We start from the raw sequence: 26,192 nt of genomic DNA, 5'->3' as shown, positions 1-26,192 counted from the left end.
CCTTCAGCGCTCCCGGGCCCCTGGGGGATGTCGGGTGGATTCGCCATATCGATGCTGGAGGGAAAGTGCATGTCCAACGTGTCGTCGAAGATCGCCAGCGCAGTCGCCGGCCTTGCCCTGGCGATGGGCAGCCTCTGCACGCAACCCGCTGCCGGCGAGCCGTCCGACGCGCCGCCGGTCCTCACGCGTGCACGCGTGAGTTCGCTCTCGAAGGCGCCGGGCGGCAAGTTCCATTTGCGCCTCAAGCTGATGCCCCGCGCCAAGCTTCCCTTCACCACCCAGACCTTCACCGTCGTCGACCGCACGCTGCTCGCGGGAATCTCGGAGGGCGATTGGGTCAAGTTCGCGATGCAGCGCATCGACGGCGAGAACACGGTAACGTCGCTGCAGGTCGTGGCGGCGTGCCAGCGCTTCCAGCCTTGCGATTGAGGCGTTCTGCGGATCACGGAACGCCGACCGCATTCCCTGACGGCAAGACCGTCGTCGTGTTCCATTCAAAACCGAGTTGCTGCCGACATCCATGCGCGCCGAAGCCCGTGCCATCCCCGCCCGTCACGCATCCCTTCCGCAGGTCGGCGCCGCAGCAGACAGCCTGGGCTGCCAGGCGCAGCAGTTGCGCCGCGACCAGACCCTGTCGGTCGACGGCGTGAAGATCTACCGCAAGACATCCGAGAGCGCGCAGCTCCATCAGGTCGAGACGGCCGCGAGCGGGCGCGGCGTGCTGGTGGGCATCTCGCTCGGCGACGGGCACAGCCGGCGCATTCTTCATGCGCACCATGCCTCGGCACATCAGTTCGGTCGCGGCTCGATCTACATCCGCGACTTCTCCGAGCGCTACCGTGCCGACATCCAGAGTGCGTTCGATTTCGTGCTCGTCGAGCTGTCGCCTGCAGCGGTCGAGCGCGCCATCGAAGAGGGCGGTGCGCGCGCCTGCGGGCTGGCGCGGGTCGCCGGCCAGAAGGACGAGGTGCTGGCCAATCTGGCCTGGGCGCTCACGCCCGCGCTGGAGAACCCGGGCGACGCCAGCATGCTCTTCGTCGACCAGATGAGCGTTGCGATGGGCAGCTACCTGGTGTCGAGCTACGCGGAGGGGCCGAAGTCGCCACCGAAGGCCAGGCGGCTGCTGTCGCGCGCGCACGAGGCGCGGGCCAAGGAGATGCTGCGCAGCAGGATGGACGGCAGCATCTCGGTCGCCGAGATCGCCGATGCCTGTGCGCTCTCGCGCAGCTACTTCATCCATGCCTTCCGCGAAACGACCGGCCAGACGCCGCACCAGTGGCTGACCGCGCAGCGCATGGAGCGTGCGCGCACGCTGCTCATGGATTTCAAGCGCCCGCTGGCCCAGATCGCGGCCGAGTGCGGCTTCTCCGACCAGAGCCATTTCACGCGCGCCTTCTCGAAGTGCACGGGCACGCCGCCGGGAACCTGGCGGCGCACGATGCGCGTCGGGCGCTGACGCGGCAAACGGCCGGCGCCCGGGGCGTCGGCCGTGTCGAAGCTCAGAGCCCGAGCAGCACGCGGCCCTCGGGCGCCAGCAGGTCGTGCGTTTCGGCGTGGCCGCGCATGTACGCCGCGAACACCGGGCAGCGCGGGATCACCTGCAGCCCGCGTTCGCGCGCGGACGCAAGGCCCGCCAGCACCAGCAGCGTCGCGATGCCGTGGCCGCGCAGGGCCTCCGGCACGATCGTGTGGATGAAGGTGATCTGCGCGCCTTCCAGCGCGTAGACCGCGACGGCCACCTCACCCTGGTACTCGGCCTCGAAGCGGTGCCGGGCCGGGTTGTCGTGAACGGCGATCGGGAGTTCGTCGGTCATGGTTTCAAGGTGCCTCGCGGGATCTCAGCCCTGGATGAACGCGAGCAGGTCGGCGTTCACCTGGTCCTTGTGCGTCATGCAGGTCGCGTGCGGTGCGCCCGCATAGACCTCGAGACGGCTGTCCTTGATCATCTCGGCTGCGAGCTTGCCGGTGGCCTCGAACGGAACCACCTGGTCGTCGTCGCCGTGGATCACCAGGGTCGGCACGTCGATCTTGGCCATGTCGGGGCGGAAGTCGGTTTCCGAGAACGCCGTCACGCAATCGATCGTGGCCTTGATCGAAGCCTGCAGTGCGATCTGCAGCGTCTGCTTGAAGACGCCCTGCGACACCTTCGCGCCGGGCCGGTTGGTGCCGTAGAAGAGCGTGCTGAAGTCGTCGAGGAACTGCGGGCGGTCGGCCTCCAGGCCGGCGCGGATGCCGGCGAACAGCGACGCGTCGGGGCCGGCTTGATGGTCGGCGGTCTTCACGAACAGCGGCGTGACGGCGCTGATCAGTGCGAGCTTGGCAACACGCGCCGAGCCCTTGCGTGCGATGTAGCGCGTGACATCGCCACCGCCCATCGAGAAGCCGGCGAGCACGACGTCCTTCAGGTCGAGTGTCTCGATCAGTTCGGCGAGGTCGTCGGCGAAGGTGTCGTAGTCGTAGCCGGTCCAGGGCTGGCTCGAACGGCCGAAGCCGCGGCGGTCGAACGCGATCGTGCGGTAGCCGCGCTGCGCGAAGAACAGCATCTGGGCGTCCCACATGTCGGCGCTGAGCGGCCAGCCATGGCTGAAGACGATGGGCTGGCCCGATCCCCAGTCCTTGTAGTAGAGCTCGGTGCCGTCGCGGAGGGTGAGTGTGGTCATGGTGATTCCAGGTGGTGGATGAAAACGGTGAAGAAAGCGGATGACGAAAGTCGGGCGCCCGTGGCTCAGAGCGCCAGGAAGTGATGCACCTCGGGCTTGTCGGGCCCGATGTGGAAGCGCAGGGCTTCGCTCTGCAGATCGGCGTCGGCGTTCGACACGCGGTGATGCTGGCGCAGGTGCTCGGCCCAGGACTCGACCAGGAACCACTCCATCACGCGCTCCGGATCGCCGGTGTGTTCCTGCAGGCCCCAGGCATAGGCGCCGTCGCGGCGCCGCTCGTGCGACAGGCGCTGCATCGCCTGGATGAAGGCCGGCCGGTCGAGCTTGCGGATGCGGTATTCGACCTGGATCATCACGGGGCCACGGTCGTGTGCGACCGGCTCGGTCAGCAGCGGTTCGGGCCAGTGGTTGGACGCCTGCAGGTCGGACTCGCCGCTCGGCAGCTTCACGCGGTGGAACAGCAGGCCGACCACCACCAGGCCGATGGCGCCGACGACCAGCGTGGCGGGCACGCCGATCTCCTGCGCGACCAGACCCCAGCCGAGGCTGCCCGCCGCCATCGCGCCGTTGAACACGGTGAGGTACACGGCCAGTCCGCGGCCGCGCACCCAGTTCGGCAGGATCGACTGGGCCACGCCGTTGAGCGTGGTCAGCGCGACGATCCAGCCCAGGCCGAGCACCAGCAGCAGCAGCACCGCCAGCCACTTCGGCGGCGCGAACACCAGCGCACCCATGACGGCGGCGGTGAGCACCGATGCCAGCAGCATCATGCCGTCGGCATCGAGCCTGGCGCGCAGCCGCGGCATCACCAGTGCACCACCGATCGCGCCGGCGCCGACCGCGCCGAGCAGCACGCCGTAGAAGCCCGCCGTGCCGCCGAGCATCTGGCGTGCGACCAGCGGCAGCAGCGCCCAGACCGAACTCGCGAACAGGAAGAACACCGCCGCGCGCAGCAGCACCACGTGCAGCTCCTTGCTGGCGCGCGTGTAGCGCAGGCCGGCGCGGAAGGCTCCGAGGAAGTTCTCCGACAGGTTGCTGTCGACCGGTGCCGGCCGGCGCCACCACAGCAGCGCGGCGATCACGAACACGTAGCTCAGCACGTCCGCGCCATAGGTCATGGCCGCGCCGAAGCTCGCGAGGATCAGGCCGCCCGCGGCCGGGCCGATCGAGCGCGCGATGTTGATGCCCAGCGAGTTCAGCGCGACCGCGCTCTTCAGGTCCGAGCGCGGCACCAGCTCCGGCACGATCGACTGCCAGGTCGGCCCCATCAACGCGGCGCCGATGCCGCCGACGAAGGTCAGGGCGATCAGGTATTCGACCGTCAGCGCGCCGGTGTGCGACAGCACGAGCAGCGTGCCGCTCACGCCGGCGAGCACCAGCTGCACGAAGATCAGGAAGCGCCGCCGGTCGAGGATGTCCGACAGCACGCCGGCCGGTATGGCGAGCAGGAAGATCGGCAGCGTGGCCGCCGTCTGGATCAGCGCCACGGCGGTCGGGCTGGCCGACAGGTCGGTCACCAGCCAGGAGCTGGCGACGTCGCGCATGAAGCTGCCGATGTTGCCGAGCACGGTCGCTGCCCACAGCACCGCGAACACGGGCTGGCGCAGCGGCGCGAAGGCGCCGGTCGCCGCGGGTTTCTGCACGGCGTCAGTCATGCGAACGCTCCCGCAGGTCGTGCCAGGCGACCAGCAGGAAGCCGCCGACCAGCCCCCAGTGTTCGAAGAAGGCGTTGGCAACCATGAAGCGGTCGGGCATGGGTATCTCCCAGAAGCGGTTGGCTACGAAGGTCGCCATCAGCGTGAAGCCGGCCAGCCCGAGCGCGCCGAGCCAGCGGTAGAAGCCGGTGAGGATCATCAGCGCGGCACCGAACTCGAAGACGATCACGGCCGCGGCCATCGGCGCGGCAGGCGACAGGCCGAAGTGGTTCATCTCGGCGATGGCCGAACCGAAGTCGGTCGCCTTGTTGAAGCCGCCCTGCAGGTAGGCCGCGCACAGGAACAGCAGAGCGAACCAGCGCACCACGTTGGCGGTGAAGAGACGTGTGATGGCGTTCATCAGACGGCCCAGCAGGCGCAACCCAATGCGCCCCAAAAGCTCTTCAGGTCGGCGATCGGCAGCTTGCTGCTCCATGCCGTCGCATGCTGGTGGCCGTGCACGTTGCAGTCGTTGGCGCAGGCGCAGTCCGCCGCCATGCGCTTCAGGCTGGACTGCAGCGGCCGGCCTTCGGTATCGGCCCAGGCGCCGTAGCCGCCGAAGGTGCGCGCGGGCGACCAGTCCGGCATGGCCGGCGGCGGCGTGCCCTCGTCGAGCGGCTGGAACGGGCCGGCGCCATAGACCACCTTGCCGCCGACCATCGTCAGCAGCGCGGTGGTGTCGGCGATGTCGGACTCGGGGCAGCTGAAGAAGTCGCGGTCGGGCACGACCAGGTCGGCCAGCTGGCCGGCCTCGATGCGGCCCTTCTTGCCGACCTCGTTGGAGAACCAGGTCACGTTCTCGGTCCACATGCGCAGCGCGGCTTCGCGGTCCAGGCAGTTGCGCTGCGGGTAGAGCTGCAGTCCGCCCACGGTCCGGCCGGTGACCAGCCACGACAGCGACACCCACGGGTTGTACGAGGCGACGCGCGTCGCGTCGGTGCCGGCCGAAACCTTCACGCCCTTCTCGAGCATGCGCTTGACCGGTGGCGTGGCCTCGGCCGCGCCGGCGCCGTAGCGCTCGACGAAGTACTCGCCCTGGTAGGCCATGCGGTGCTGCACCGCGATGCCGCCGCCGAGTGCCGCGATGCGGTCGATCGATTTCTCGGAGATCGTCTCGCAGTGGTCGAAGAACCAGTTCAGGCCGGCCAGTGGCGTGTCGCGGTTCACCTTCTCGAACACGTCGAGCGCGCGCTCGATCGTCTCGTCGTAGGTCGCATGCAGGCGCCACGGCCACTTGTTCTGTACCAGCACCCGCACGACTTCTTCCAGCTCGCCTTCCATCTCCGGCGCCATGTCGGGGCGCGGCTGGCGGAAGTCCTCGAAGTCGGCCGCGGAGAACACCAGCATCTCGCCGGCGCCGTTGTGGCGGAAGTAGTCGTCGCCCTGCTTGTATTTCGAGGTCGACGTCCAGTTCAGGAAGTCCTGCTTCTCCTGCTTGGGCTTCTGCGTGAACAGGTTGTAGGCCAGGCGGATGGTGAGCTGGCCGGCATCGGCCAGCTGCTGGATCACCTGGTAGTCCTCGGGGTAGTTCTGGAAGCCGCCGCCCGCGTCGATGGCGCCGGTCACGCCCAGGCGGTTCAGGTCGCGCATGAAGTGGCGTGTCGAGTTGACCTGGTAGTCGAGCGGCAGCTTCGGCCCCTTGGCCAGCGTGGCGTACAGGATCGACGCATTGGGCTTGGCCAGCAGCAGGCCGGTCGGGTTGCCCGCGGCGTCGCGCACGATCTCGCCGCCGGGCGGCGCGGGCGTGTCCCTGGTGTAGCCGACGGCGCGCAGCGCGGCGCCGTTGAGCAGGGCGCGGTCATACAGATGCAGCAGGAAGACCGGCGTGTCGGGTGCGACCGCGTTCAGCTCGGCAATGGTCGGCAGCCGCTTCTCCGCGAACTGGTGCTCGGTGAAGCCGCCGACCACGCGCACCCACTGCGGTGCGGGCGTGATCGCGACCTGGCGCTTGAGCATGCCCATGGCATCGGCCAGGCTGCGCACGCCGTCCCAGCGCAGTTCGAGGTTGTAGTTGAGGCCGCCGCGGATGATGTGCAGGTGGTTGTCGATCAGGCCCGGCAGCACCGGCTTGCCCAGCAGGTCGACGACGCGCGTGCCGGCGCCGGCCAGCGGCAGCACTTCGTCGTCACGGCCGACGCGCACGAAGCGGCCGTCCTTGATGGCCACGGCGCTGGCGATCGGGTTGGCGCGGTCCAGCGTGGTGAAGCGGCCGTGGTGGAGGATCAGGTCGGGAGGAGAGGTGTCGGCCATGCCGGGTTTCCTTGAAGCGTTGGGTTGGGCCAGCGCAGGGCCGGCGAGGGCGGCGCCGAGCGTGCCCAGGCACAGTCGGCGACGCTGGGCGTCGAAGTCGTCGTTCATGCGTCCTCCCGGGGCCTGGAGGCGGGGGCCGCGGCCTCGGGCTGCGCGATCTTCGCCGTGGGCGTGCACTGCGGCAACTCGCCGAACATGTGCGGCTTCACCTGATGGTGCAGCCAGGAGGTCGCAGCGGCCTGCGGGCGCACGAGGCTCTTGAGGAGCGGCGGGATCTGCTCGCCGAGCAGGATGCCCAGAAGCCCCACCAGGGCGATGACCGGCGGCGCCGGCGAGCGCACCTGGAAGAGTGCGTAGATCACGCCGACCAGCAGGCCGAGCGCAAGCGACAGGACGTAGGGCTTCATCTTGCGCACCGCCGGGTTCAGCCTTCGTGCGCGCCGAACATGGTCTTGGCGTAGGTCACGCCCAGGCCATAGGCGCCGCCGAACTTCTTCGCGATGCCGGTGGTCATTTCGTAGGTGTCGGTGCGCGCCCAGTCGCGTTGCAGTTCGAGCAGGTACTGCAGCGACGTCATCGGCTGCGCGCCGGCCTGCACCATGCGGTCCATCGCGCGGTTGTGGGCTTCGGCGGACACGTCGCCGCAGGCGTCGGCCAGCACGTACACCTCGAAGCCCTGGTCGATCGCCGACAGGGCCGGGCCGACGATGCACACGCCGGTCCACAGGCCCGACAGCACGATGCGCTTCTTGCCGATCTCGTTGACGCGGTCGATCACGGCCGCGTCTTCCCAGGTGTTCATCGAGGTGCGGTCGAGCATCTTCTGGCCCGGGAATGCGTCGGTGATCTCGCTGAACATCGGGCCGGAGAAGCTCTTCTCGGCCACGGTCGTGAGGATGGTCGGCACGCCGAAGCCGGCCGCCGCGTTGGCCACGAGCGCGGCGTTGTTGCGCAGCGTGATGGCCTCGATCGAGTGCGTGGCAAAGGCCATCTGCGACTGGAAGTCGATCATGACCAGCGTGTGGTCCTTGGGCGTGAGCAGCTTGGCGCCGGCGGTCGGGGTGGCTTGGATGGACATGGAAAAGCTCCGTTGAAATGAACAGGGAAAAAATGAAAAGGAAACGGGGGATGCGGGCGCGGACCGCATCGTCATGGCGATGCGTCCGCCTGTCTTGTCGATTCGGGAGGCCCTTTGGACATTTGTCGCCCGGGCCTTGGTGCTCAGAGCGCGGGCTGTTCGTTCGGCCGCAGGTCGAACAGCAGCACTTCGGCGTCCTCGCCGTTGGAGAAGCGCACGCGCTGCTCGCCGCGCACGCGGGCGCCGTCGCCTTCGGACAGCCGGCGGCCATTGACCTCGACGCTGCCGCGCGCCACGTGCACATAGCCGTTGCGGTCGTTGCCGAGCGGCAGTTCAGCGCTCTCTTCGCCATCGAACAGGCCGGCGTAGACACGGGCGTCCTGGTGCACCGCGAGCGATCCATCGGTGCCTTCGGGCGAGATGATCAGCCGCAGCTGGCCGCGCTTTTCTTCGGCCGAGAAGTGAACCTGCTGGTAGCGCGGCGCCACGCCGCGGGCATTCGGCACGATCCAGATCTGCAGGAAGTGCAGCGGGTCGCTGGCGGACGAATTGAACTCGCTGTGGCGCACGCCGGTGCCGGCGCTCATCATCTGCACGTCGCCGGGGCGGATCACCGAGCCGGTGCCCATCGAGTCCTTGTGCTCGAGCGCGCCTTCCAGCACGTACGAGAAGATCTCCATGTCACGGTGCGGATGCGTGCCGAAGCCGCGGCCCGGACTCACGCGGTCGTCGTTGATGACCAGCAGGTCGGAAAAGCCCTGCTGCTTGACGTCGTGGTAATGGCCGAAGGAGAAGGTGTGCGCCGACTTGAGCCAGCCGAAGTCTGCACGTCCACGGGCGTCTGCGCTGCGAAGTTCCAACATGATGGGTCCTTTCTGAGGTTCGATTGAATTCATGATCGACATCGGAGAAGATCTCCAATGCATGTATGAATCATCGGCGGCCAGAGAGGGCTCGTTGACGAAACGTTTGCAGGCTTATGATCGAATTTTTCGATTCTTCATTCGGAGGCGTTTCGACCATGCTCAAGCTCAGCCTGGAGGCCATCGAGGTCGTCGATGCCATTGCACGGCACGGTTCCTTTGCCGCTGCCGCGTCGCGCCTGAACAAGGTGCCGTCCACCATTTCCTATGCCGTCGGCAAGCTGGAGGAACAGCTCGGCATGCTGCTCTTCGAGCGCAACGGGCCGCGCGTGAGCCTGACGCCCGCAGGCGAAGAGATGCTGCGCGAGGGCCGCTGGCTGCTGGGCGCTGCGGGGGACCTCGAATCGCGCATGCGGCAGATCGCGACCGGCTTCGAGTCGGAACTGCGGCTGGTGCACGACTCGCTGATTCCCACGCAGGCGCTGATCGACGACATCCGTGCCTTCGAGGACCTGCGCTGCGGCACCCGCCTGCGCATCGGCTGCGAGGCGCTGACCGGCAGCTGGGAAGCGCTGCGCGAAGGGCGTGCCGACATCGTCATCGCGGCGGGCGAAGGTCCGGCCGGCGGCGGGTATCAGGCCGTGACGGTCGGCAGCCTCGAGTTCGCCTTCTGCGTGGCGCCGCTGCATCCGCTGGCGCAACTGAAGCGCCCGCTGCAGCGCGGCGACCTGCTGGGCCACAACGCGATCGTGGTGGGCGACAGCGCGCGCACGCTGTCGGACCGCACGGTCGGCCTGCTCGCTGGGCAGCAGCGCATCACGGTGCCGTCGATGGCCGCGAAGATCGCCTGCCAGGTCGGCGGCCTCGGCCATGGCTACCTGCCGCGCGCCTGCATCGAGCTCGAACTCGCGCGCGGCACGCTGGTCGAGCTGGCCACCGAGGAGCCGCGCCTGCCGGAGCCTTTCTGGCTGGCATGGAAGACCGGCTCGGCAGGTCAGGCACTCAAGTGGTGGCAGCAGCAGCTGAGCCGGCCGTTGATTCCGGCATTGCTGCCACGGTCGATCTGGATGCCTTGAACGGTAGCGCTCGGCGAGCGGACAGCCGGCGTCGAAGCCTTGCCGTTTCCCTGAGTCCCGCACGAATTCGGGAATCGCGACATCCGTTCGCGCACATGGCTGCTGGCGCGCGAGGCAACTCCTAATCTTCGTTTCGTGGTCTCCATGCCGGGAGATGGCGAAAGGTATGCATGGTCATGGTCAACGGGCGCGCCGAGCGGACACCACCAGTGGTTGACGCGCAGCCGATATCACCGCAGTCCGGCCCTCGGATACCGCCGCAGCCGCCGGTGTCCAATGTCCGACCCGAGGAGTCCCAGGGTGTTCTCGGATGGGTCAAAGGAAAACTGCGGCCCACCGTGACGTCGGCCAACACCCTCATCTTTGGCGGTGCGTCGCAACGCGCAGAGGTTGCGAAAGGGAAGCCGGCGCTCGATCCCGACTCGCTGCGGCTTCCCGATGAGGAGGCGAAAGTCAGTCGGCGTGCGCTGCGACGAGAGGCGCGCGCCGCAGCCGCAACGGGCGGTGCGAAGCCGACATCCCCGGCGGCGGACCGGACCGGGGAATCCCACGAGACTGCGCTTGCGAGATTCCACGAACTCTTCGCCGGCGCCCATACGCCGGCAGAGCGTGCGGCCGGAGCCGCACTCTGGCATGCACTCGTCGATGTCTTCGGCACCAATGACTCGTTGCCATTCGAGCGGCCGATGTTGATGGCGGAGATCCTGTCGCGCTTCAGTCGCCGCAATCCCGTTCAGGCGGCCTCGATACTCGCCGAGCTGCAAGCCGGACACGCGTCCGGGGTGGCTTTCGAGGTGGAACGGACGCTGGCCAGATGCCTCGGTCCGGGCATCTCCTGCCTGTGGCAACTGCAATCTTCGCAACTGCGCGGCGCGGTGCATACGGATCCCACACTGGAAGCCGTGCGCAAGGATGCCTTCCGTCAACGGATGCTGGCGGCCGACATGCTCTGCAATGCGCTGCCGCCGCACTTGAGGCCTTCTACGCTGGGCGATTGCATGGCCGTCGCCCGCGAGATCGCCGCTGCCAGGCAGGAGGCGCCGGAAGATCGGCTGGGTGCATCCATTCCCGCGGCGATCCTGAGGAGCGATCCGATCGTGCCCGATGCACTGCTCGCTGCGAATGCCTTGTTGAACGACGCGGAAACGGCATTGGCGCCCGCCCAACGGCAGGCCTATTTCGCCTTCCGCAACGGCATCGTCACTGAGCATCAGCTTCAGGCGACTTCGGAGCGTCTCTACAAGCTCAACACCTACATGGAACGGGCGACCGAGCGAGGGCTGGACCGTGTCGGCGGGAGCATCAAGCGCGGCTTCGGCATGGACAAGTCGCCGTTCAACCCCTTGATGAAGCTGGGCACAGCGGGCTCCAAGACCAGGCATCCGGAAGACGACCTGGCACTGCGAACCTTGGCAATGGACGCAGTCATCGATCAATTGAATGCGCAACTCGGTGCGCTCCCCGCCCATCGGCGCCCGGACGATACGACCATCCGTAAATCGATCGCCGCCGCAACTGTGCGCCATTGGAAGATGGCGATCGTGCGTGAGGGCTGGAAAGGACCGCTGCACGTTCATCGCGAGATGCGAAAGCGGATTGCCCACGATGTGGCGGTCCAATTGAACGTGCCCGCGTCGGTGGTGATGGAGCGACCTGAACTCAAGCGCTTGCGTGAACTCGATGTGGATCTGCTCGACCACCTCGTCCGTCAGGAAGGTATCGATGCGAATGCGTCGACGGGCCCGGGCGGGAAGACGCTGGCAACGGCAATGGTCGACTTCCATGGGCTGCGCAACCGGGGCGACACGACGGTTCGGCATCCCACGGTGGCGCAAGTTCGCAGCACGTTTCGGCAGGCCATCAACGACACGCGGGCGACCTACAACGTTCGCTTCACGACGATGTCCAATACCGGCGTCGATGCGTCGGTGCCGGGCATCGCGGTGGGGGCGCTGAACGCGCTCGGCCTGCCAGGGGTGGGCATCGGCCCTTCGGTCAGTCTGGCCGGTACCAAGACCGTGCAGATCGGTGGTGGGTCCAACGTGCATGGCGGGGAGATATTCGTCGGCGCCGGCCCGGGCATCGGCGCCAGTGCGGCGCTCAGCGCGTCCCTGGGCTACAAGCTGGCCGACTATGCGAACGCCGGCTTGTCGGCGGGACTGGGGGTCCAGGGCGACGCCACGCATTGGAATGCGGCGGTGGTGCGCACGCGCATGGACACCATCGGGTCGACCGATCCGAATGCATGGCGTGAAAAGCTGCTGCACGTCTACGACGTCATGACCGTGGGTGCCGACGGAAATGCGCCGCCGGATGCGCGGTCGATGTGGAACGCCATGGCCGCCAGTTTCTACAAGGATCCGAACGTCAGCGTCGGAGACCATGACCTTGGTCAGAAGGGGTTGGGTGCTTCCGGCCAGCTCGGCGCCATGGCGCGCGTGGGCGACGGCGGCGGCCTCATGGCGGGGCCGGGCGCGTCCTTGGGGTTCGGCAAGAACATCCAGAGCGAGACGCGCCGCCATGACGAGTCCGGTGCGCGCAAGGTGCAGCTGAACGTGAACAGCGCCGGGCACAGCCTGTCCGCGTCCGCCGGCCTGACTGGCGTCGCTCCCGGCGTCAAGGCCGGGCAACTGGGCCGAAACGCGGGCGACTTCGGAAAGGTGCAGGGGATCAGCCTTCCGTCGGCCAACCTGGGTACCGTCAACGCGTCGGTCTTGCGTGGCGGCAACGGCGTGACGTTCAGGATGGTCACCGACGCTGGATGCGTCGATGCCGACTACTCGGTCAAGGACACGGAGTTCGCCAAGGCGAAAGACTTTGCCCGGCACATCAATGCGGGCAGGGCCGAATGGGTGGCCGCGCTGGGCGGCGGGCCGGAGGCGCAGCGCCGTCTGGACGAGTTTCTGACCCAGCTCCTGCGCGACGACAAGCGTGGCAACGTGACCTACGGCGAGCGGCGCCGGCTCACCACCGAGGCCGCGAAGTCGATCGACTACTACCGCGCGCTGAAGGCGACATTCACGCCGCCCGACCGCCCGCCGACGGACCGCGAGGCCGCGCAGATCAGACGGCTCGAGGGCGAGGTCACCCGGGTGCTGAACCTTCCAGCCAATTGGGATCCGCGGTCGTTGTGGGCGCTGGACCTGAACCAGGAATCCCGGACCAAGGGTCCGAGGCTGGTGCTGGCCATCCAGCACACCGAACGTGTCGAGGCTTCGAGGCAGCGCGCGGCGCTGATCGCTCAGGAGGCGCCGGCCAGGAATGTCGTTCACACATATCTCTAACCAGGAAGGAAACCATGTCCATCAGCCCGATCCCGAAGGCGAAGTCCGACGCCTCGTCCGTCGAAGTCAATCCACCGAAGCAGGATGAGAAACCGAAGAGCAGCGAGAAGCGAAGTGTTCAGGGGAACGCGCACTTCCAGCAACTGACCCAGGCCGGCGGAACCGCCACCGGCAGTCCTGGTGGACCGGGCGGATACGCCTCGGCGAGCCAACCGATATTCGGCGCGCCCGTGGGGAAGATCACCCAGACAGGCATGAATCCGACGGTCGACGAAGTGCCGGCACTGCGAGGCGAGAAAAAGCCGGATGTCGAACGGAGAGTGGAGACCAACGAAATCGCGACGCAGACACAGGGCGGGACCGACATACACAACCATATGGCGAGCGGCTACGCGGCGCAACAAGTCTACAAGCCGACGCTGACCTTGGCGGGAAACCTGCGAGAGCAGGCAAAATTTCTGGATGATGCCGGCATCGGTCCTTTCGTACTGATGGGTATTCCGACGAAGGTGATTGGTGGCAAGAGGCGTGAGGATGAGGATAAACATCGGCCCGATCCCATGATGATCCTGTGCTGCGGCAACACGGGGTTGCCTCTTGGCAAGACGTACTACGTGCCCGACGATCTTCGAGATGGGCTCAGACCCATGACATTGGCGGACTACGACGAACTGGGAAAGACCGCGCAGTATCCGGACACAGGCGTCGATTGGGAATTGGGCTTTGCAATGCTCGAGCTTCGGCAAACGGATCCGGAGCTCGCTGCGAGGATCTGGCCTTCCATCACGGGGTTGGTCTTGAGCGATGAAAATTCAATCTTTCAGTTCATCAAACTGAAGAAGGCATTTCCAGGAATGTTCTATATCGCCGGAGAGTTAACGGGGATGAAGGAAATCGTCGAATTGCAGAACGCGATACTGCAGGCGATGCTTGACGAGCTTTTCTCAGGTCCGCCGATCGATTCGCTGACAGGAGACGAACTGGCCGCGCGCGTGAAGAAGTTCGAAGAATCTGCGATCGTCAAGATCTTCAAATATATGGGCAGGGCCGGGGTACCCACCGTCTTTCATTGCGATTCGAGCAACGTCCGGAACTGCCTTCTCAACAACTCGCCGGGGGGAGGCGAATATTTCAGTGCGATCGAGCTCATCTTCGAACTCTGCCCCGAAACGATGTTCATTTGGGCGCATTTGGGAGGGCTGGGGAAATTCTCCATCTTTGGTCCCGATCATGAAGACAAGCTTCGCGGCATGCTCGAGAGACGCAAGAATTTTGGCCTCGACACATCATGGACTGTCGCCGCCCGCCAATATTCGCCGAATCCTCTGATTCCCAAGCCGGGCGATCCGGGCGCCGAGTCGTACGACATGCAAGAAGACATAGCCAATCGTGAAGTTCACATCAACAAGATGGCGGCCTTGATGATGGACTATCCAGATAGATTCTATGTAGGTAGCGATACGCTCGGATCACGCTCCAGGGATTCGATTCTCGAGACGTATGCAATCTTGCGGAACTGGGGGAACGATCCAGTGGAGAAGACTGAAGAAGAAGGTGGGCGAAGCGGAAAAAGGGCCGGACTTTTCGATCGCCTTTCGTCTGATGTTCTCGACATGATCGAGTACAAGAATTTCGAAGCACTCATGAAAAAGGCCAAGGCGGACGGGGACTATTACGAGCGCCATGTGATGGACAAGGACCTGGAGGCATTCCAGGCGCATATCGACAGTCATCCAAAGCGCCGGGTGCCCAACAATTGGCCAGCAATGCCTGGCAACGCAAGCAGCGGTGCCAATGCCGCGACGACCGCAGTGGCGACGACCACGACCAAGCACGTCGATGAATCGACGCCGATGCCTGCAACGACCGGAAGTCGTTTGAAGCGAAGTGCACCCGGCGACCAAGAATCCACCCAGGCTGCGATCGAGGGCGGCGAGGACATGGCAAAGAAGAGACGGGTCAGCGCCTCTTGAGTCCCAAGCCGGCACGCAGGCCGGCTGTATCCCTGTTGAAAAGCCGCTTCGCATGACCTGCCAGGCGGCTTTTCTTTGGCGATGAGGAGATGGAAGTGGGAGGTGTCCGAGATCCCGGTCCCTTGGAACGGACCCGGAGATCGAGATTGCATGCGGGGAAATAAGACCTCTCCCGCTTCTGTTGCCAGGCGCCTTGCGGCTGCGGGTGAGGAGGTTGGGCCCCGATGGTGGATTTAGGCCACCATCGTAAGGAACGGCTCGTTGGCAGTTACTTTGTTTGCCTCATGTTTGACGTCATGTTGGCATTTGACGCGCAGTAACCTCGGCCAGCTGACGGAATCGATAACCTTTTCAGCCCCACCAACAGGGCCCTGCTTTTCCAAGGCCCTGTTGGTGGAGCTGGCCGGAATCGAACCGGCGTCTTCCATCCATTCACTTCGGCTTTTCAAGAGCCTTGACGACGAACGCCTGCTTTCGCAGAACAATCAAGGCTCTCCTACCACGATGGCTGAATCGTAGGTGTCGATGCATTGCGCCTCAGCCTGCAATGCGAAGAAAGTCCCGCCCTGCCGAAGCTCCGATGATTCATTCGTGGATTGCAAGTCGGTTACTTCAATGACGTCCATTGCTTCGGAGCCGAGAACGCGTCTTCGCCTATCCGGCGCAATGCACCGAGCGGCTGCCTAGAGTGGGGGCATGGACATCACCATGCATTCGACCTTGGCACTCTCGCCGCTGCTGGAGTCATTGGACTCCGTTCAGTTGCGCTGGCTGAAGATCGTCCGCGGTTGGTGCACCTTGGCACATGTGGCTGGCGGATTGGACTTGCGCGTCGATACGCCCATCGCCCGGCCCCTGAACTTTGTATTGCATGGCAGGCAAGGCGCACTGGCCATTGCACTCGATGCGGCGCAATGGCCGGCCATCTCTCCATTGCAGTCACTCTCCGATGCCGTTCGGCGCTATGCCGCTTCGGGTCTGCTGCTCGCGGGCATGCTGGCCGACCTGCGGGCGACGGGCTGGATGCCAGACCGCGTCGAAGGCCCGCTGGATATCCGGCCAGATGAAGCGGGAAACCCGCTCCGGGCTTGCAGGCAGGTGTCGATTCGCTTGGGGGAATTCAACGTCGATCTGCTTCCCACGCAGGCGTCGGAGCCGCTCGCACGCACATTGGAAATTGCACAGGCATCGCGCCTGCCCGTTGCGTCGGAGCGCCTGATGCGCTGGCCGCTGCGAACCTGTGTCGTCCTTGGTGCCCGCCGGTTGCCGGCGGCGCGCCTGGCCGCACTTCGGCCAGGTGATGCGGTGTTTGGCGGGTTGAACGGCCATCTGCACCTGCGCATCGCCTCGGCCGGAGGCCGCGCATGGGCGGCAAGTGCACGCATCGAAAACCAGGAAAAGATCATGATCACCGAGCCCTTCGGCGAAGAGGCCGATTACACGTTCGAAGCGGCGGGCGCGCAGGCGATGGATGACCATCGGGAGCATGCCCGCACCCAATCCGCGCTGGAAGGACATGACAGCCTGCATGCGCTGTCTTCGCTGTCGAGGCTTCCGATGGACATCCGCTACGAGATCGACGGGCCGGATCTCACGGTTGCACAAGCCGCGGAACTGATGGCCGGCGATGTACTGACCTTGCCTGTTCCGACCGACGGTGCCGTCGTGCATCTGCGCTGCCAGGGCCGGACCATCGCACAGGGAGAGCTCGTGAACATCGGCGGGCAGCTCGGCGTGCGAATCACCGAAGCCGGGGAGAGCACATGGTCGGCTTGAACGACGTCGTCGGGACGATGCTTCTCATCAGCGCGCTCGGACTCGCTCCGATCGCGCTGATGACGCTCACTTCCTTCACGAAGATCGTCGTCGTGCTCACGCTGGTCCGCAATGCACTGGGCGTGCAACAAGTGCCTTCCACCATGGTCATCAACGGACTCGCGCTGGTGCTCACGATCTACATCCTCGCACCACTGGGCGTTGTCGTGTCGGACGCGGTGAACGCACGCCGGGCCGATAATTTCACCGACCGAATGACCGCTGCCATCGATGCAGGCCGCGAACCATTCCGCAGCTTCCTGGCAAAACACGCACATCAGCGCGAGCGCAAGTTCTTCATGCAGTCCGCCGCGACGCTATGGCCGAAGGAACAAGCCGAGAAGCTCAAGAGCGACGATCTTCTCGTGTTGGCGCCAGCCTTCGTCGTGAGCGAGCTCACCGAAGCATTCCGCATCGGCTTCCTGCTGTATCTGGCCTTCGTGATCGTCGACCTGATCGTCGCCAACGTCTTGGTCGCGCTGGGCCTGCAACAGGCGTCGCCCACCAACATCGCGATCCCGTTCAAGCTGCTGCTGTTCGTGGTCCTGGACGGCTGGTCGATCCTTCTCAACGGCCTCGTGGCCACCTACAAGTGAGGTAGTCGAATGAACGCCGACGATCTCGTCCGCTTCACGTCCCAGGCACTCCTGGTGTGCCTGCTGGTGTCGCTGCCGACGGTAGCTGCGTCGGCGCTCATCGGCCTGGTGGTGGCCTTCATCCAGTCGGTCATGTCGCTGCAGGACCAGAGCATCGCGTACGGTATCAAACTGCTCGGCGTGTCCGTGGTGCTGGTGTTGACGGCCGGCTGGGCCGGCACCCAGGTGCTGACGTTTGCACAGGCGCTGGTTGCGGCCGCGTTCTTCGCATGAACATCTCGGCGCCCACCACCAGCACGGCTCCGAGCCCGGCGGTACATCAGTCGCCCGTCGGAGGCGCGCCCGCGGGCAGGTCGGCGGCGCCTGTCGGCGACAACAACAGCCCCTACCGAGCACCTCCTCCCCCTTCGTCGGACGGCGGCGGCAAGCGATTGACCAGCAGCGGTGCGGGGCATCACGCCCTTCTGGAGCGTCACACGGAGAAGACTTCAGCCTCTGAAAAGGAGGAAGGGAGTCAGTTCGATTTCGCCGCACCTGGTGCCGTCGCCGTGCGGCAGATGGGCGAGCAGGGCAACTCCGACGATTCGGGGCGCGGAGGGAGCGACAAGCAAGCTGCAGCCGCGCTCGCGTCTTCGGCGAGCCGGCAAGCACAGGCCGAGTTCCTGGAGGCATGCAGGAGCAGAGGCGCCGATCCCTATGAGATATCCCTCAAGGGAATTCGATGCGTGCTGCACTTCGTGGCGGACGTGGATGCGGGTCTCGTGCCCCGCGGCGAATTCTCGGGAACCGTGTCGCAGATCAAGCGAACGCTCACCGGGATCGGGGTCGAATTGCCCACCAGCCTGATGGAGATGGCATCGTTGGTCAAGGCCGCGGGTGGAGGGATGGGGCGGTCCATCGGAGGTGCGTCGACAGGTACCTCGATGCTGGTCATCCCGGCCTTGCTGACACCGGATGCCAATGAGCTGTCCGTCGCCGTGAAGATGCGCCCCGTCGAGCCGGCGGACTACGGGCGGCTCTTCAGTGCCGGGCAGAACGCGAGGGTCAGCGCATGAAGCTTCTGCGCGTACTTACCGGCTCGCACGCTGGCGCTCGACTCGCGCTCGCCGACGGCGATTGGTGCATCGCTGCACCGGTTGCCGATGCGCCTGCGCAAGTCGCTTCCGCCATCACGCTGGAGGACTGGCAAGGTACACCCGTACTGCTGCGTCTGGCCGCCGGGGCCGTGCACGTACAGGACTCGTCAGGCCAGTGGGTCATGTGGCCCGATCTCACCGCGCAGCGCTTCGGTGACGTCGTGCTGTGCGTTGGCGGCGACGATGTCGAATGGCCGGCGGACATGTTGCTGCTCGCGCCGCTGGTCCGGTATGCCGAGCCCGTGCCGCAGATGGTTCCTGCATCGGCGTCGCCGTCTTCGATGCGCACGATTGTGGGCCGTCGCGGCTGGCGTTGGCGCGGTGCGGCCGTGGCGCTGGCTTCAGCCGGCACCCTTGCGCTGGTCATTGCCAGTCCGTCGCAGATACCGCACGACGCGCCGTCGGAACGACTGCCCATCGCTACGTCCGCGGGCATTCTGGCGTCGCACACGGCGGACCGCGTGCGGATGGCTCTGGCCGCGGCACATGTCACCGGCCTGGACGTGGCGATCGACGGCTTCCAGGTCAAAGTCACCGGCATGCTCGACAGCCCGCAGGACGACGCACGTGCGCGGATTGCGCTGCTGCCCTTCAGGAACGCGGTGGCCTCCGACTGGCAGCTGATGCCCGAGCTGCTCGACACACTCCGCAGCGCGCTGCACGGGCAAGGTGTGGTCGTGCGCTATGCGGGAGATGGCCATTACGTCGTCGAAGGCACGACGACGCGTCCAGCCCTCGTTCGCGACATGGCCGCGCGGCTGGCGCAGGACCTGGCACCGGGCGTTCGATCGGTACAGGTCGACGTGACGCCGCCCGCGACGCGGTCGCGCCCTGCAACCCGCCTGGAAGCTGGTGAAACGCGGTACGCGATCCAGCCGGACGGCACGAAGACTTTCGGCCCATGAGCCGCGAAGGACAAGTCCATGTATGAACGACTCACCGTACAGATGGCGGAGAGCATCGCGACATTTTCACGATCCCATGAGGCGATGCCGGACACGTTGTTCGTCGATACGACCGGCGCAATGGTTGCGCTGGAGACATGTCTTGCCGAGACCGTGAAAGAGATCGGGCTCACGAGCCTCAGTTCTCGAAAGGCGGATCTTCATTGCATCTACGTTGGCATCTCCCAATTGCTCCAACTACTGGAGCGCGAAGTCCAAGTTTCTTAGCAATCCATCGATCTGTGTTGAAGGCAACACGACTGGCCTCGCAGTACGAGGAATCAAGATGAGGAGTCAGGCATGACAACAGTAGACAACTCGGCTGCAACCAATGCAGCCATCATGGCGCAGGCCACGAAGAACACCCAGGACGGAATGATCGTGCAGTCGCACATGGCAGAGCAAACCATGCAGAGTACCGCATACCAGACAGCCATCCAGAACAAGGTAGAGACCTTCAAAGCAGGATGCAAAGCCTCGACCATGGGGCCGGACGAGGTCGAGAAAATTACCAACAAGATGGCGCAATGAGTCTTTGAGTGGCAACCGATGGGCGGGCAATGGAAACGGATGACTTGCGCGATCTCCTCACGGATTTCTGCCGGACCGTCGGCCTGCCGGATGCACTCTCTGTCGTGGCGCGGCGGATGGTCTACGTCAAAGGCATGGATGTGACATTCGAAACGCTTGAAGGCGACACGGGCCATTTCCAGATGTACTTCAGGTTCGGCGCCATCATGGCCGGGCGCGTGCTGCGCGTGCTCCGGCTCATGCTGGAGGCCAACCTCCTTGTCTATGCCAAGGACAACGGTCGCTTCGCCCTGGATCCGGACACGGGTGAATCGGTGCTCATGCTGCGGGCTGCATTCGGGCCGCAGACCACGGGTCAATGGCTTGCCGATACGTTGGCCCACTACGGCGAGCACGGGATGTATTGGCGAAACAACATCCTCGACTGTCCTGATGAACAGTTCAATGGCGTCGCATCACGCGAATACCAATGGATCAGAGTATGAAAGATCCTGCGCATCCAACCGCAATTGAGTCGACCGATCCGACGAATCCAGAAAAACTTCTGGCGCTCTCGCTCGGATCGATGGTTTCCTATGCCCTCTGGAAAAGACGCTTCGAGGAAGCGGAGATGTTATGTGCCGCGGCACGGCGACTCTGGCCCGACTGGGACTTTCTCCAGTCGCTGGAGCCCTTCGTCCTCATCGCGGCCGGTCGGCATTTCGATGCACTGTGTTCAGTTGCCGGTCGCAGTGACACCGTGAGTGTCGCGGTACGCGCGCATTGCATGTACTGGTCGGGCGAACTGTCGTGGGAGCAGGCTGCCAGGGAAGTCTTGCTGCGCAACGACTCCGCACGCGCGAGTGAGTTCGTACGCTCGTTGTTTTCCATGGCCGACCGTCCGGTCCCCGAGATGGATGCGATCGATGATGCTTCCAGGCAGCGCGATGAGATGCTGCCTCTGCTCACGCTTTCAAGGATGCGCGCATGACTGCGCAGACGCAGATCGCGGTCGAACTCACGGACAGTTCGGCGTCATCGCCAGCCCCTGCTCCGCCTGCTGCCAGGGTGTCGGACTTCGAGGCCGCCTGGGATGACGCCGCCCTGGATTTTGCGGACGACGTCTTGCCCGCACCGGTCGCTGCGGGAGAGCCATCGGTGCTTTCAGGAATGGCTCAACGCTCTTCCGAAATATTCGCGCATGCGGTCTCGTCCCTGGATTTCAATGCCATACACGGCATGTCTGCCGTGCAGGCCATCGCGTATATGACGCAGCATCAGATCGATCTCAGTTATGCCAAGACGCTGATGGATCTGAGCTGGGGTGCGTTGAAAAGCGCCAGGCAGTCCGTTGACACGGTGATGAACAGCAAATGATCTCGACATCCATTCCTTCGCGACTCATCCGCGCATTGCGGCTGTTGGCATCGGTTGCCATCGCTGCCGCACTGGCCGGATGCGACACCCAGCTTCTCGCCAGCCTCACCGAACGCGACAGCAACGAAGTACTCGCCGTGCTGCTGCGTGCCGGCGTGCAGGCCAGCAAGGAAACGCCTGACGCCGGCAAGACCTGGACCATCCAGGTGCCGCAGGACAGCGTGGTGCAGTCGCTCGAGCTGCTTCGTGCCAATGGCCTGCCGCGCCTTCGCTATGCCAATCTGGGGGAGATGTTCAAGAAGGACGGCCTGGTGTCCACGCCGGTGGAGGAGCGGGTGCGCTTCGTCTACGGCGTATCGCAGGAGCTGTCGGAAACGCTGCAGCGCATGGATGGCGTGGTCGCGGCGCGGGTGCATATCGTGATGCCGCAGTCCGACCCGCTCGCCACCGTGCCCAAGCCGGCCAGCGCGTCGGTGTTCATCAAGCACCGGCCGGGGATGTCGCCCGCCGCTTACACCGCGCCGGTGAAGAATCTCGTGGCGCACAGCGTCGAAGGCCTGTCGTACGACGCCGTCAGCGTGGTTTTCGTCGAGGCGGAGCCACCGCCGCTGCCGCCGCCCCCGGCGCCGCCGGCCTGGCGCCTGCCGCTCCTGTGGGCCGCCATCGTGGCGGCGCTGGCGGGCCTGGGCGCCTGGCTGGGTTGGCGACAATCGGCCGGACTGCGCAACAGCCGCCTGGGCCGCTGGCTCATGGCCGCGCGCAAGCCGTCGGGGGAGGCCGCAGATGCGCCGGCCGGCGGTGCGACCGACGCCGATACCGACGCGGCGCGAAACGGCGTTTCGCCATGATCCGGATCACCGCCGGTCCATCGCTCTGGGCCGAGTTGCTGGCGGCCTGGGGTGCGCGGCTTCGTGCGTTGCCGGAGACCGTTCACCCGGGCTGGCTGGCACCGCTGGGCTCGCTGCCGCATGCCGGGCGCTGGCAGGACTGGGCCGCATTCCTCGGGCTCGGCCCGGTCACGTTGGCGGAGCTGGGCGATGCGGTGCTGCGGCTCGCGCTGTTGCCACCGGCGCAGGCACGGCGCGCGTTGCTGCTGCGCGGGCTGTGGGCACGCAGTGCGCAGGTGCGCCGTTGCATCGAACCGGTCACGCGCGCGGCACTGATCGCGGAAGTTGGGCACCCGGCCTGGCGGGCGTTGACGCTCGAGATGGATGGCGCCGCGTCGGAGCGGTCCGCAGACGCAGGAGCCGCCTTGCCGGACGCGGAAGCGCTGGCCTTGGAAGGCTGGCATGCATTTGCTGCCGCACCGCATTGGCCGCCCGAAGGCGCCCTGGCCCGCCTGTGGCGCCTGCAGTTGCCGCCGCAGTTGCCGCCGCAGTCGCCGCTCCAGATTTCGCCGCTGATGCCGGAGGTGCTCAACGTGCCCGAGGTGCCTGAGCAGCCGAAAGCGAGCGCGCCCGCCGCTGCCGGACGATCCGATTCCGAGGCGCAGCAATGGGTGCTGCGCCGCCTGACCGCCGACCTAAGGGAGCCGCCTTCATGGTGTACCTGCGCTGGACCGAACTGGGCGCTGAACTGGGCCTGAGCGCCGACGGCGTCGTCGCTCGCGAAGAGCTCGCGCGCCTGGTCTCGATCGACCAGGCGGCCGTAGACCTCCTGGCTGCGGCGCGGGCCCGCCAAGACGCGGCGCACGAGGAGGCCGAGCGTGTCCTCGCCGATGCGCACGCCGAGGCGGAGCGCCTGGTGGCCGCCGGCGAGACCCAGCGGCGCGCGTCCGCGAAGCTGGGCTACTGGCAGGGTCACCGGCAAGCCGTGGCCGATTGGCACGACCAGTCGTTCGACGCGCAACGCGACATGGCGTCGATGGTCGCCCGGCAGCGAGAACGGATGATCGATGTGGTGGTTGCCACCGTGCGCGGGCTCGTGCTGTCCCAGGCACCGCAGGACTTCTACGCCGCCGCCCTGACCTTGCTGGACAAGGAGGCCGAGGACGCCGGCCGCATGGTGTTCCACGTGCATCCGGACGACCAGGCGCACGCCGAAGCCGCCTTGCAGGCGCACCGTGCCCGATGGCCCGCAGGCGCGTCCGCACGCGTCGAGGTCGACCCGCAATCCACGCGCCGCAGCTGCCGGGTGGAGAGCGACATGGGCTACGTCGATGCGGGGCTCGACACGCAGCTGGCGGCCCTGGCGCGCTGCCTGCGGGAGGACCGGACCTTCTTCGACCCCGACGCTTCGGAGGCGCCATGCGCGACACCGCGATATTGAGCCGGGTCGAGCCGAGGGTGCTCCACTTCCAGGCTGGCAAGGTCACGGAAGTGGTTGGCACGCTGGTGCGCGCGAGCGGGCTGGAGGCGCTCTGCGGCGAGCTGTGCGAGCTGCGCGCCCGCGACGGCACGCTGTTGCAGTACGCCGAGGTCGTGGGCTTCTCGCGCGACCAGGCGGTGCTGGTGCCGCTGTCCGGCACGGCAGGCCTCTCGCGCGCCACCCTGGTCGTGGGCACGGGCAGGCCGTTGCAGGTACGCGTGGGACCGGGCCTGCTGGGCCGTGTGGTCAACGTCTTGGGCGAGCCGGTGGACGGAAAGGGGCCGGTGGACTTCGAGGAAACCATCGACATCATGCGCATGCCGCCCGAGCCGATGGACCGGCCGCTGATCGATGTGCCGCTGCCGACCGGCGTGCGCTGCGTGGATGCGCTCATGACATTGGGCGAGGGCCAGCGCATGGGCGTGTTCGCGCCGGCCGGCACGGGCAAAAGCACGCTGCTGTCGATGTTCGCGCGTGGCGCCAGCTGCGACGTCAACGTCATCACGCTGATCGGCGAACGTGGCCGCGAGGTGCGCGAGTTCATCGAGCGCGTGCTCGGGCCCGAAGGCATGGCCAAGAGCGTCGTCGTGTGCGCGACGTCCGACCGCTCCGCGGTGGAGCGTGCCAAGGCGGCCCATGTGGGCACCGCCATCGCGGAGTACTTTCGCGACCGCGGCAACCGTGTGTTGCTCATGATGGATTCGCTCACCCGCTTTGCCCGGGCGCAGCGCGAGATCGGCCTGGCCGCCGGAGAACCGCCGACCCGGCGCGGCTTTCCGCCGTCGGTGTTTGCAGAGTTGCCACGCCTGTTGGAACGTGCGGGCAAGTCGCCGCACGGCTCCATCACCGGGCTCTACACCATCCTGGCCGAAGACGAGACCAATGCCGACCCGATTGCCGAAGAGGTGCGAAGCATTCTGGACGGCCACCTGATCCTGTCGCGCACCGTGGCCGCCAGCAATCGCTATCCGGCCATCGATGTGCTCGGCAGCCTGTCGCGGGTGATGAACGACATCGTGGAAAAGGACCATATCGGCGACGCGGGCCGGCTGCGTCGGCTGATGTCACGCTACCAGGAGGTCGAGACGCTGCTGCGCATCGGCGAATACAAGCAGGGCTCCGACCCGCTGGCCGACGAGGCGATCGCCAAGAACGATGCGATCAACGCTTTCCTGGGGCAGGAAATCGGCACGGTGGAAGACTACGACGACACACTGGACGCGCTCGAGGCGCTGGTGCGATGAGCGCCAAGCCCAAGGTTCAGGCCCGGACCTATGGCGTGCTGGTGCATGCACGACAGGCTCGCGGCCGCAGGTTGCAGGCCGAGCTGCAGCGCCGCGTGCGGGCGCATCAGGACCAGGTTGCCGTCGCTCGGCAGGCCGCCGACGCCCAGGACCGGGCGATGGCGGCGTTCCGCACCGGCGTCGACAGGCTGCGTGCACGGTTGTCGTCGCGCGTCGCGATGCAGGTGGACGAGGCACTGCGCCTGCGGGCACGGCGCGACACGCTCGAAGAGGAACATCGCGACGCGGTACGCACGCGCGAATCCGCTGACCGCGATGTCGTGCAGCGCGCGGCGGAATGCGCCGAACAGCGTCGCTTGATCGCCGCCAACGACGAACAGGTGAAGTCGCTGCAAGGCCTGCGAGAGAAAGCGCTGGCGGCCCACGCGCAGGGCGTGGAGGACGCAGAGGAAGACGAGCGGGAGGAAGCCTATGCCGGCCGGCTGCTGATGGCGGCGCGCGCGGCGGCTGTCGCTGCGCAAGGGGAACTGGAGGTGGGGCCATGATGGGCCTGGACCTGCTCGGCCTGAGCATTGGCTGGCAGCAGTTTCTGGCGATGGTCGCGTTGTATGCGGTACGTCCGATGGTGATGCTGGGCATGTTCCCGGCAACCGATGAGCCGATCCTCACGGCCACGGCGCGTTTCCAGTTCGGGCTGGCCATCGCCGTATTCGCTGCGGCCGGAGCGCCCACCGAAGCCATGATGGCGGCCACTGCCCAGACGATGGCGTTGACGCTGGTGCGAGAGGCCGCTGTCGGCCTGGTGCTGGCCTTGGTGGCCGGCAAGGTGTTCTGGGTGGCGCAGAGCGTCGGGGCGCTGGTGGACAACCTGGCCGGCTACAACAACGTTCAGTTGCTCAATCCCTCCAGTCCGGAGCAGAGCACACCGCTGTCCGACATCCTGTTTCAACTCGCGGCTGCGGCATTTCTCGTGATGGGGGGACTCACCTTTCTGGCGGCTGCGCTTTTCGAGAGCTGGCGCTGGTGGCCGGTCTGGCAGCCATTGCCACAGTGGCCGGGCTGGATCGGCGGCGACGGCGCGGCGGCGGTCGGCGCCGGGCTGGATTCAATGATGCGGCTGATTGCATCGGCGGCCATGCCGCTGCTCTTCCTGCTTACCTTGATCGACATCGCCATGGCATTGGTGTCGCGGGCCGCGAAGGGTGTCGACACATCCTCCATGGCGACGCCCGTGAAGGCCGCCACGGCGATCTTTTCGCTGATCCTGTTCGCCGGGCTGTTCATGGACGAGATCAAGTCCGGCCTGCAACTCGGCGAACTCATGTCGATGTTGCGGCGGCTGGAGCTGCCGAGATGAGCGATTCGGTGCGTCGCGTGCCGCCGGT

At 66.0% G+C, this 26,192-nt stretch carries 29 protein-coding genes; 21 read left to right on the top strand and 8 right to left on the bottom strand.

What is annotated here, in order from left to right; translation table 11 throughout:
- The first annotated feature begins 69 nt into the window (after positions 1-69).
- Positions 70-429, top strand: a complete 360-nt coding sequence (locus tag AC07PZ_RS16860) for a copper-binding protein (protein WP_495296267.1) — start codon at positions 70-72, stop codon at positions 427-429.
- Between the two features lie 91 nt (positions 430-520).
- A complete protein-coding gene (locus tag AC07PZ_RS16855) occupies positions 521-1,456 on the top strand; it encodes an AraC family transcriptional regulator (RefSeq protein ID WP_495296266.1) in 936 nt (311 codons plus the stop codon).
- A 43-nt stretch (positions 1,457-1,499) separates the two neighbouring features.
- On the opposite strand, the gene AC07PZ_RS16850 is transcribed toward AC07PZ_RS16855, so the two are convergent.
- The 8 genes from AC07PZ_RS16850 to AC07PZ_RS16815 form a co-directional block, all read right to left on the bottom strand.
- Positions 1,500-1,814, bottom strand: coding sequence for a GNAT family N-acetyltransferase (locus AC07PZ_RS16850; protein ID WP_495296265.1), 315 nt, complete (start codon positions 1,812-1,814; stop codon positions 1,500-1,502).
- Between the two features lie 24 nt (positions 1,815-1,838).
- The gene (locus tag AC07PZ_RS16845; RefSeq protein ID WP_495296264.1) at positions 1,839-2,660 is read right to left on the bottom strand and encodes an alpha/beta fold hydrolase; all 822 of its coding nucleotides are present in this window, start codon (positions 2,658-2,660) and stop codon (positions 1,839-1,841) included.
- A gap of 65 nt (positions 2,661-2,725) precedes the next feature.
- A complete protein-coding gene (locus tag AC07PZ_RS16840) occupies positions 2,726-4,315 on the bottom strand; it encodes an MFS transporter (RefSeq protein WP_495296263.1) in 1,590 nt (529 codons plus the stop codon).
- Positions 4,308-4,715, bottom strand: coding sequence for a DoxX family protein (locus AC07PZ_RS16835; RefSeq protein WP_495296262.1), 408 nt, complete (start codon positions 4,713-4,715; stop codon positions 4,308-4,310). Before AC07PZ_RS16835 ends, AC07PZ_RS16840 begins: the two co-directional genes overlap by 8 nt.
- Positions 4,715-6,604 (bottom strand): amidohydrolase, encoded by a 1,890-nt coding sequence (locus AC07PZ_RS16830; protein WP_495296464.1) that lies wholly within the window; start codon positions 6,602-6,604, stop codon positions 4,715-4,717. The genes AC07PZ_RS16835 and AC07PZ_RS16830 overlap by 1 nt, the downstream gene beginning before the upstream one ends.
- Positions 6,605-6,708: 104 nt before the next feature.
- Positions 6,709-7,011, bottom strand: coding sequence for a DUF1427 family protein (locus tag AC07PZ_RS16825; RefSeq protein ID WP_495296261.1), 303 nt, complete (start codon positions 7,009-7,011; stop codon positions 6,709-6,711).
- Between the two features lie 17 nt (positions 7,012-7,028).
- Positions 7,029-7,682, bottom strand: a complete 654-nt coding sequence (locus AC07PZ_RS16820) for a hydrolase (protein ID WP_495296260.1) — start codon at positions 7,680-7,682, stop codon at positions 7,029-7,031.
- Between the two features lie 143 nt (positions 7,683-7,825).
- On the bottom strand, positions 7,826-8,545 hold the full coding sequence (locus AC07PZ_RS16815) for a pirin family protein (RefSeq protein ID WP_495296259.1): 720 nt from the start codon (positions 8,543-8,545) through the stop codon (positions 7,826-7,828).
- Between the two features lie 158 nt (positions 8,546-8,703).
- Here AC07PZ_RS16815 and AC07PZ_RS16810 point away from each other — a divergent pair, with 158 nt between their 5' ends.
- From AC07PZ_RS16810 to AC07PZ_RS16720, 19 genes are all read left to right on the top strand, one after another.
- Positions 8,704-9,621 (top strand): LysR family transcriptional regulator, encoded by a 918-nt coding sequence (locus AC07PZ_RS16810; protein WP_495296258.1) that lies wholly within the window; start codon positions 8,704-8,706, stop codon positions 9,619-9,621.
- Positions 9,622-9,791: 170 nt separating this feature from the next.
- Positions 9,792-12,905 (top strand): hypothetical protein, encoded by a 3,114-nt coding sequence (locus tag AC07PZ_RS16805; RefSeq protein WP_495296257.1) that lies wholly within the window; start codon positions 9,792-9,794, stop codon positions 12,903-12,905.
- A 14-nt stretch (positions 12,906-12,919) separates the two neighbouring features.
- A complete protein-coding gene (locus AC07PZ_RS16800; RefSeq protein WP_495296256.1) occupies positions 12,920-14,878 on the top strand; it encodes a hypothetical protein in 1,959 nt (652 codons plus the stop codon).
- A gap of 696 nt (positions 14,879-15,574) precedes the next feature.
- Positions 15,575-16,654, top strand: coding sequence for a FliM/FliN family flagellar motor switch protein (locus tag AC07PZ_RS16795; protein ID WP_495296255.1), 1,080 nt, complete (start codon positions 15,575-15,577; stop codon positions 16,652-16,654).
- On the top strand, positions 16,642-17,289 hold the full coding sequence (sctR, locus tag AC07PZ_RS16790) for a type III secretion system export apparatus subunit SctR (protein WP_495296254.1): 648 nt from the start codon (positions 16,642-16,644) through the stop codon (positions 17,287-17,289). Before AC07PZ_RS16795 ends, sctR begins: the two co-directional genes overlap by 13 nt.
- Positions 17,290-17,298: 9 nt before the next feature.
- Positions 17,299-17,562, top strand: coding sequence for a type III secretion system export apparatus subunit SctS (gene sctS, locus AC07PZ_RS16785; protein ID WP_495296253.1), 264 nt, complete (start codon positions 17,299-17,301; stop codon positions 17,560-17,562).
- Positions 17,559-18,344, top strand: coding sequence for a hypothetical protein (locus AC07PZ_RS16780; protein ID WP_495296252.1), 786 nt, complete (start codon positions 17,559-17,561; stop codon positions 18,342-18,344). The genes sctS and AC07PZ_RS16780 overlap by 4 nt, the downstream gene beginning before the upstream one ends.
- Complete coding sequence (locus tag AC07PZ_RS16775; protein WP_495296251.1) at positions 18,341-19,330, top strand: hypothetical protein; 990 nt, start codon at positions 18,341-18,343, stop codon at positions 19,328-19,330. The genes AC07PZ_RS16780 and AC07PZ_RS16775 overlap by 4 nt, the downstream gene beginning before the upstream one ends.
- Positions 19,331-19,348: 18 nt before the next feature.
- Entirely contained in the window at positions 19,349-19,597 is a 249-nt protein-coding gene (locus AC07PZ_RS16770) for a hypothetical protein (protein ID WP_495296250.1), read from the top strand.
- Positions 19,598-19,669: 72 nt separating this feature from the next.
- A complete protein-coding gene (locus AC07PZ_RS16765) occupies positions 19,670-19,900 on the top strand; it encodes a hypothetical protein (RefSeq protein WP_495296249.1) in 231 nt (76 codons plus the stop codon).
- Between the two features lie 44 nt (positions 19,901-19,944).
- Positions 19,945-20,385, top strand: a complete 441-nt coding sequence (locus AC07PZ_RS16760) for a CesT family type III secretion system chaperone (protein WP_495296248.1) — start codon at positions 19,945-19,947, stop codon at positions 20,383-20,385.
- Positions 20,382-20,870: an HrpB1 family type III secretion system apparatus protein gene (locus tag AC07PZ_RS16755; protein WP_495296247.1), complete on the top strand. Its 489-nt coding sequence runs from the start codon at positions 20,382-20,384 to the stop codon at positions 20,868-20,870. Before AC07PZ_RS16760 ends, AC07PZ_RS16755 begins: the two co-directional genes overlap by 4 nt.
- A complete protein-coding gene (locus AC07PZ_RS16750; RefSeq protein WP_495296246.1) occupies positions 20,867-21,256 on the top strand; it encodes a hypothetical protein in 390 nt (129 codons plus the stop codon). Before AC07PZ_RS16755 ends, AC07PZ_RS16750 begins: the two co-directional genes overlap by 4 nt.
- A complete protein-coding gene (gene sctJ / locus AC07PZ_RS16745) occupies positions 21,253-22,104 on the top strand; it encodes a type III secretion system inner membrane ring lipoprotein SctJ (RefSeq protein ID WP_495296245.1) in 852 nt (283 codons plus the stop codon). The genes AC07PZ_RS16750 and sctJ overlap by 4 nt, the downstream gene beginning before the upstream one ends.
- Entirely contained in the window at positions 22,101-22,841 is a 741-nt protein-coding gene (locus tag AC07PZ_RS16740) for a type III secretion protein HrpB4 (RefSeq protein WP_495296244.1), read from the top strand. The genes sctJ and AC07PZ_RS16740 overlap by 4 nt, the downstream gene beginning before the upstream one ends.
- Complete coding sequence (locus tag AC07PZ_RS16735; RefSeq protein ID WP_495296243.1) at positions 22,796-23,524, top strand: FliH/SctL family protein; 729 nt, start codon at positions 22,796-22,798, stop codon at positions 23,522-23,524. The genes AC07PZ_RS16740 and AC07PZ_RS16735 overlap by 46 nt, the downstream gene beginning before the upstream one ends.
- Positions 23,503-24,807 carry a type III secretion system ATPase SctN gene (gene sctN, locus AC07PZ_RS16730; protein WP_495296242.1) on the top strand — a complete coding sequence of 435 codons (1,305 nt, stop codon included), beginning with the start codon at positions 23,503-23,505 and terminating at the stop codon, positions 24,805-24,807. The genes AC07PZ_RS16735 and sctN overlap by 22 nt, the downstream gene beginning before the upstream one ends.
- A complete protein-coding gene (locus AC07PZ_RS16725; RefSeq protein WP_495296241.1) occupies positions 24,804-25,352 on the top strand; it encodes a hypothetical protein in 549 nt (182 codons plus the stop codon). Before sctN ends, AC07PZ_RS16725 begins: the two co-directional genes overlap by 4 nt.
- The gene (locus tag AC07PZ_RS16720; protein WP_495296240.1) at positions 25,349-26,164 is read left to right on the top strand and encodes an EscT/YscT/HrcT family type III secretion system export apparatus protein; all 816 of its coding nucleotides are present in this window, start codon (positions 25,349-25,351) and stop codon (positions 26,162-26,164) included. The genes AC07PZ_RS16725 and AC07PZ_RS16720 overlap by 4 nt, the downstream gene beginning before the upstream one ends.
- The last annotated feature ends 28 nt before the right edge of the window (positions 26,165-26,192 follow it).

The organism is Variovorax sp. GW821-FHT10B04, assembly GCF_059415645.1.
Note: the sequence above shows the minus strand (reverse complement) of the source record. Positions and strands in the feature narration are given on the sequence as shown.

Coding starts and splice junctions, on each gene's coding strand:
- AC07PZ_RS16845 (WP_495296264.1), bottom strand. CDS start 2,660: ATGACCACACTCACCCTCCGCGACGGCACCGAGCTCTACTACAAGGAC.
- sctS (WP_495296253.1), top strand. CDS start 17,299: ATGAACGCCGACGATCTCGTCCGCTTCACGTCCCAGGCACTCCTGGTG.
- AC07PZ_RS16815 (WP_495296259.1), bottom strand. CDS start 8,545: ATGTTGGAACTTCGCAGCGCAGACGCCCGTGGACGTGCAGACTTCGGC.
- AC07PZ_RS16830 (WP_495296464.1), bottom strand. CDS start 6,604: ATGGCCGACACCTCTCCTCCCGACCTGATCCTCCACCACGGCCGCTTC.
- AC07PZ_RS16725 (WP_495296241.1), top strand. CDS start 24,804: ATGAGCGCCAAGCCCAAGGTTCAGGCCCGGACCTATGGCGTGCTGGTG.
- AC07PZ_RS16810 (WP_495296258.1), top strand. CDS start 8,704: ATGCTCAAGCTCAGCCTGGAGGCCATCGAGGTCGTCGATGCCATTGCA.
- AC07PZ_RS16770 (WP_495296250.1), top strand. CDS start 19,349: ATGTATGAACGACTCACCGTACAGATGGCGGAGAGCATCGCGACATTT.
- AC07PZ_RS16855 (WP_495296266.1), top strand. CDS start 521: ATGCGCGCCGAAGCCCGTGCCATCCCCGCCCGTCACGCATCCCTTCCG.
- AC07PZ_RS16795 (WP_495296255.1), top strand. CDS start 15,575: ATGGACATCACCATGCATTCGACCTTGGCACTCTCGCCGCTGCTGGAG.
- AC07PZ_RS16805 (WP_495296257.1), top strand. CDS start 9,792: ATGGTCATGGTCAACGGGCGCGCCGAGCGGACACCACCAGTGGTTGAC.
- AC07PZ_RS16820 (WP_495296260.1), bottom strand. CDS start 7,682: ATGTCCATCCAAGCCACCCCGACCGCCGGCGCCAAGCTGCTCACGCCC.
- sctN (WP_495296242.1), top strand. CDS start 23,503: ATGCGCGACACCGCGATATTGAGCCGGGTCGAGCCGAGGGTGCTCCAC.
- AC07PZ_RS16775 (WP_495296251.1), top strand. CDS start 18,341: ATGAAGCTTCTGCGCGTACTTACCGGCTCGCACGCTGGCGCTCGACTC.
- AC07PZ_RS16755 (WP_495296247.1), top strand. CDS start 20,382: ATGAAAGATCCTGCGCATCCAACCGCAATTGAGTCGACCGATCCGACG.
- AC07PZ_RS16835 (WP_495296262.1), bottom strand. CDS start 4,715: ATGAACGCCATCACACGTCTCTTCACCGCCAACGTGGTGCGCTGGTTC.
- AC07PZ_RS16740 (WP_495296244.1), top strand. CDS start 22,101: ATGATCCGGATCACCGCCGGTCCATCGCTCTGGGCCGAGTTGCTGGCG.
- AC07PZ_RS16825 (WP_495296261.1), bottom strand. CDS start 7,011: ATGAAGCCCTACGTCCTGTCGCTTGCGCTCGGCCTGCTGGTCGGCGTG.
- AC07PZ_RS16765 (WP_495296249.1), top strand. CDS start 19,670: ATGACAACAGTAGACAACTCGGCTGCAACCAATGCAGCCATCATGGCG.
- AC07PZ_RS16735 (WP_495296243.1), top strand. CDS start 22,796: ATGGTGTACCTGCGCTGGACCGAACTGGGCGCTGAACTGGGCCTGAGC.
- AC07PZ_RS16720 (WP_495296240.1), top strand. CDS start 25,349: ATGATGGGCCTGGACCTGCTCGGCCTGAGCATTGGCTGGCAGCAGTTT.
- sctJ (WP_495296245.1), top strand. CDS start 21,253: ATGATCTCGACATCCATTCCTTCGCGACTCATCCGCGCATTGCGGCTG.
- AC07PZ_RS16780 (WP_495296252.1), top strand. CDS start 17,559: ATGAACATCTCGGCGCCCACCACCAGCACGGCTCCGAGCCCGGCGGTA.
- AC07PZ_RS16750 (WP_495296246.1), top strand. CDS start 20,867: ATGACTGCGCAGACGCAGATCGCGGTCGAACTCACGGACAGTTCGGCG.
- AC07PZ_RS16850 (WP_495296265.1), bottom strand. CDS start 1,814: ATGACCGACGAACTCCCGATCGCCGTTCACGACAACCCGGCCCGGCAC.
- sctR (WP_495296254.1), top strand. CDS start 16,642: ATGGTCGGCTTGAACGACGTCGTCGGGACGATGCTTCTCATCAGCGCG.
- AC07PZ_RS16840 (WP_495296263.1), bottom strand. CDS start 4,315: ATGACTGACGCCGTGCAGAAACCCGCGGCGACCGGCGCCTTCGCGCCG.
- AC07PZ_RS16860 (WP_495296267.1), top strand. CDS start 70: ATGTCCAACGTGTCGTCGAAGATCGCCAGCGCAGTCGCCGGCCTTGCC.
- AC07PZ_RS16800 (WP_495296256.1), top strand. CDS start 12,920: ATGTCCATCAGCCCGATCCCGAAGGCGAAGTCCGACGCCTCGTCCGTC.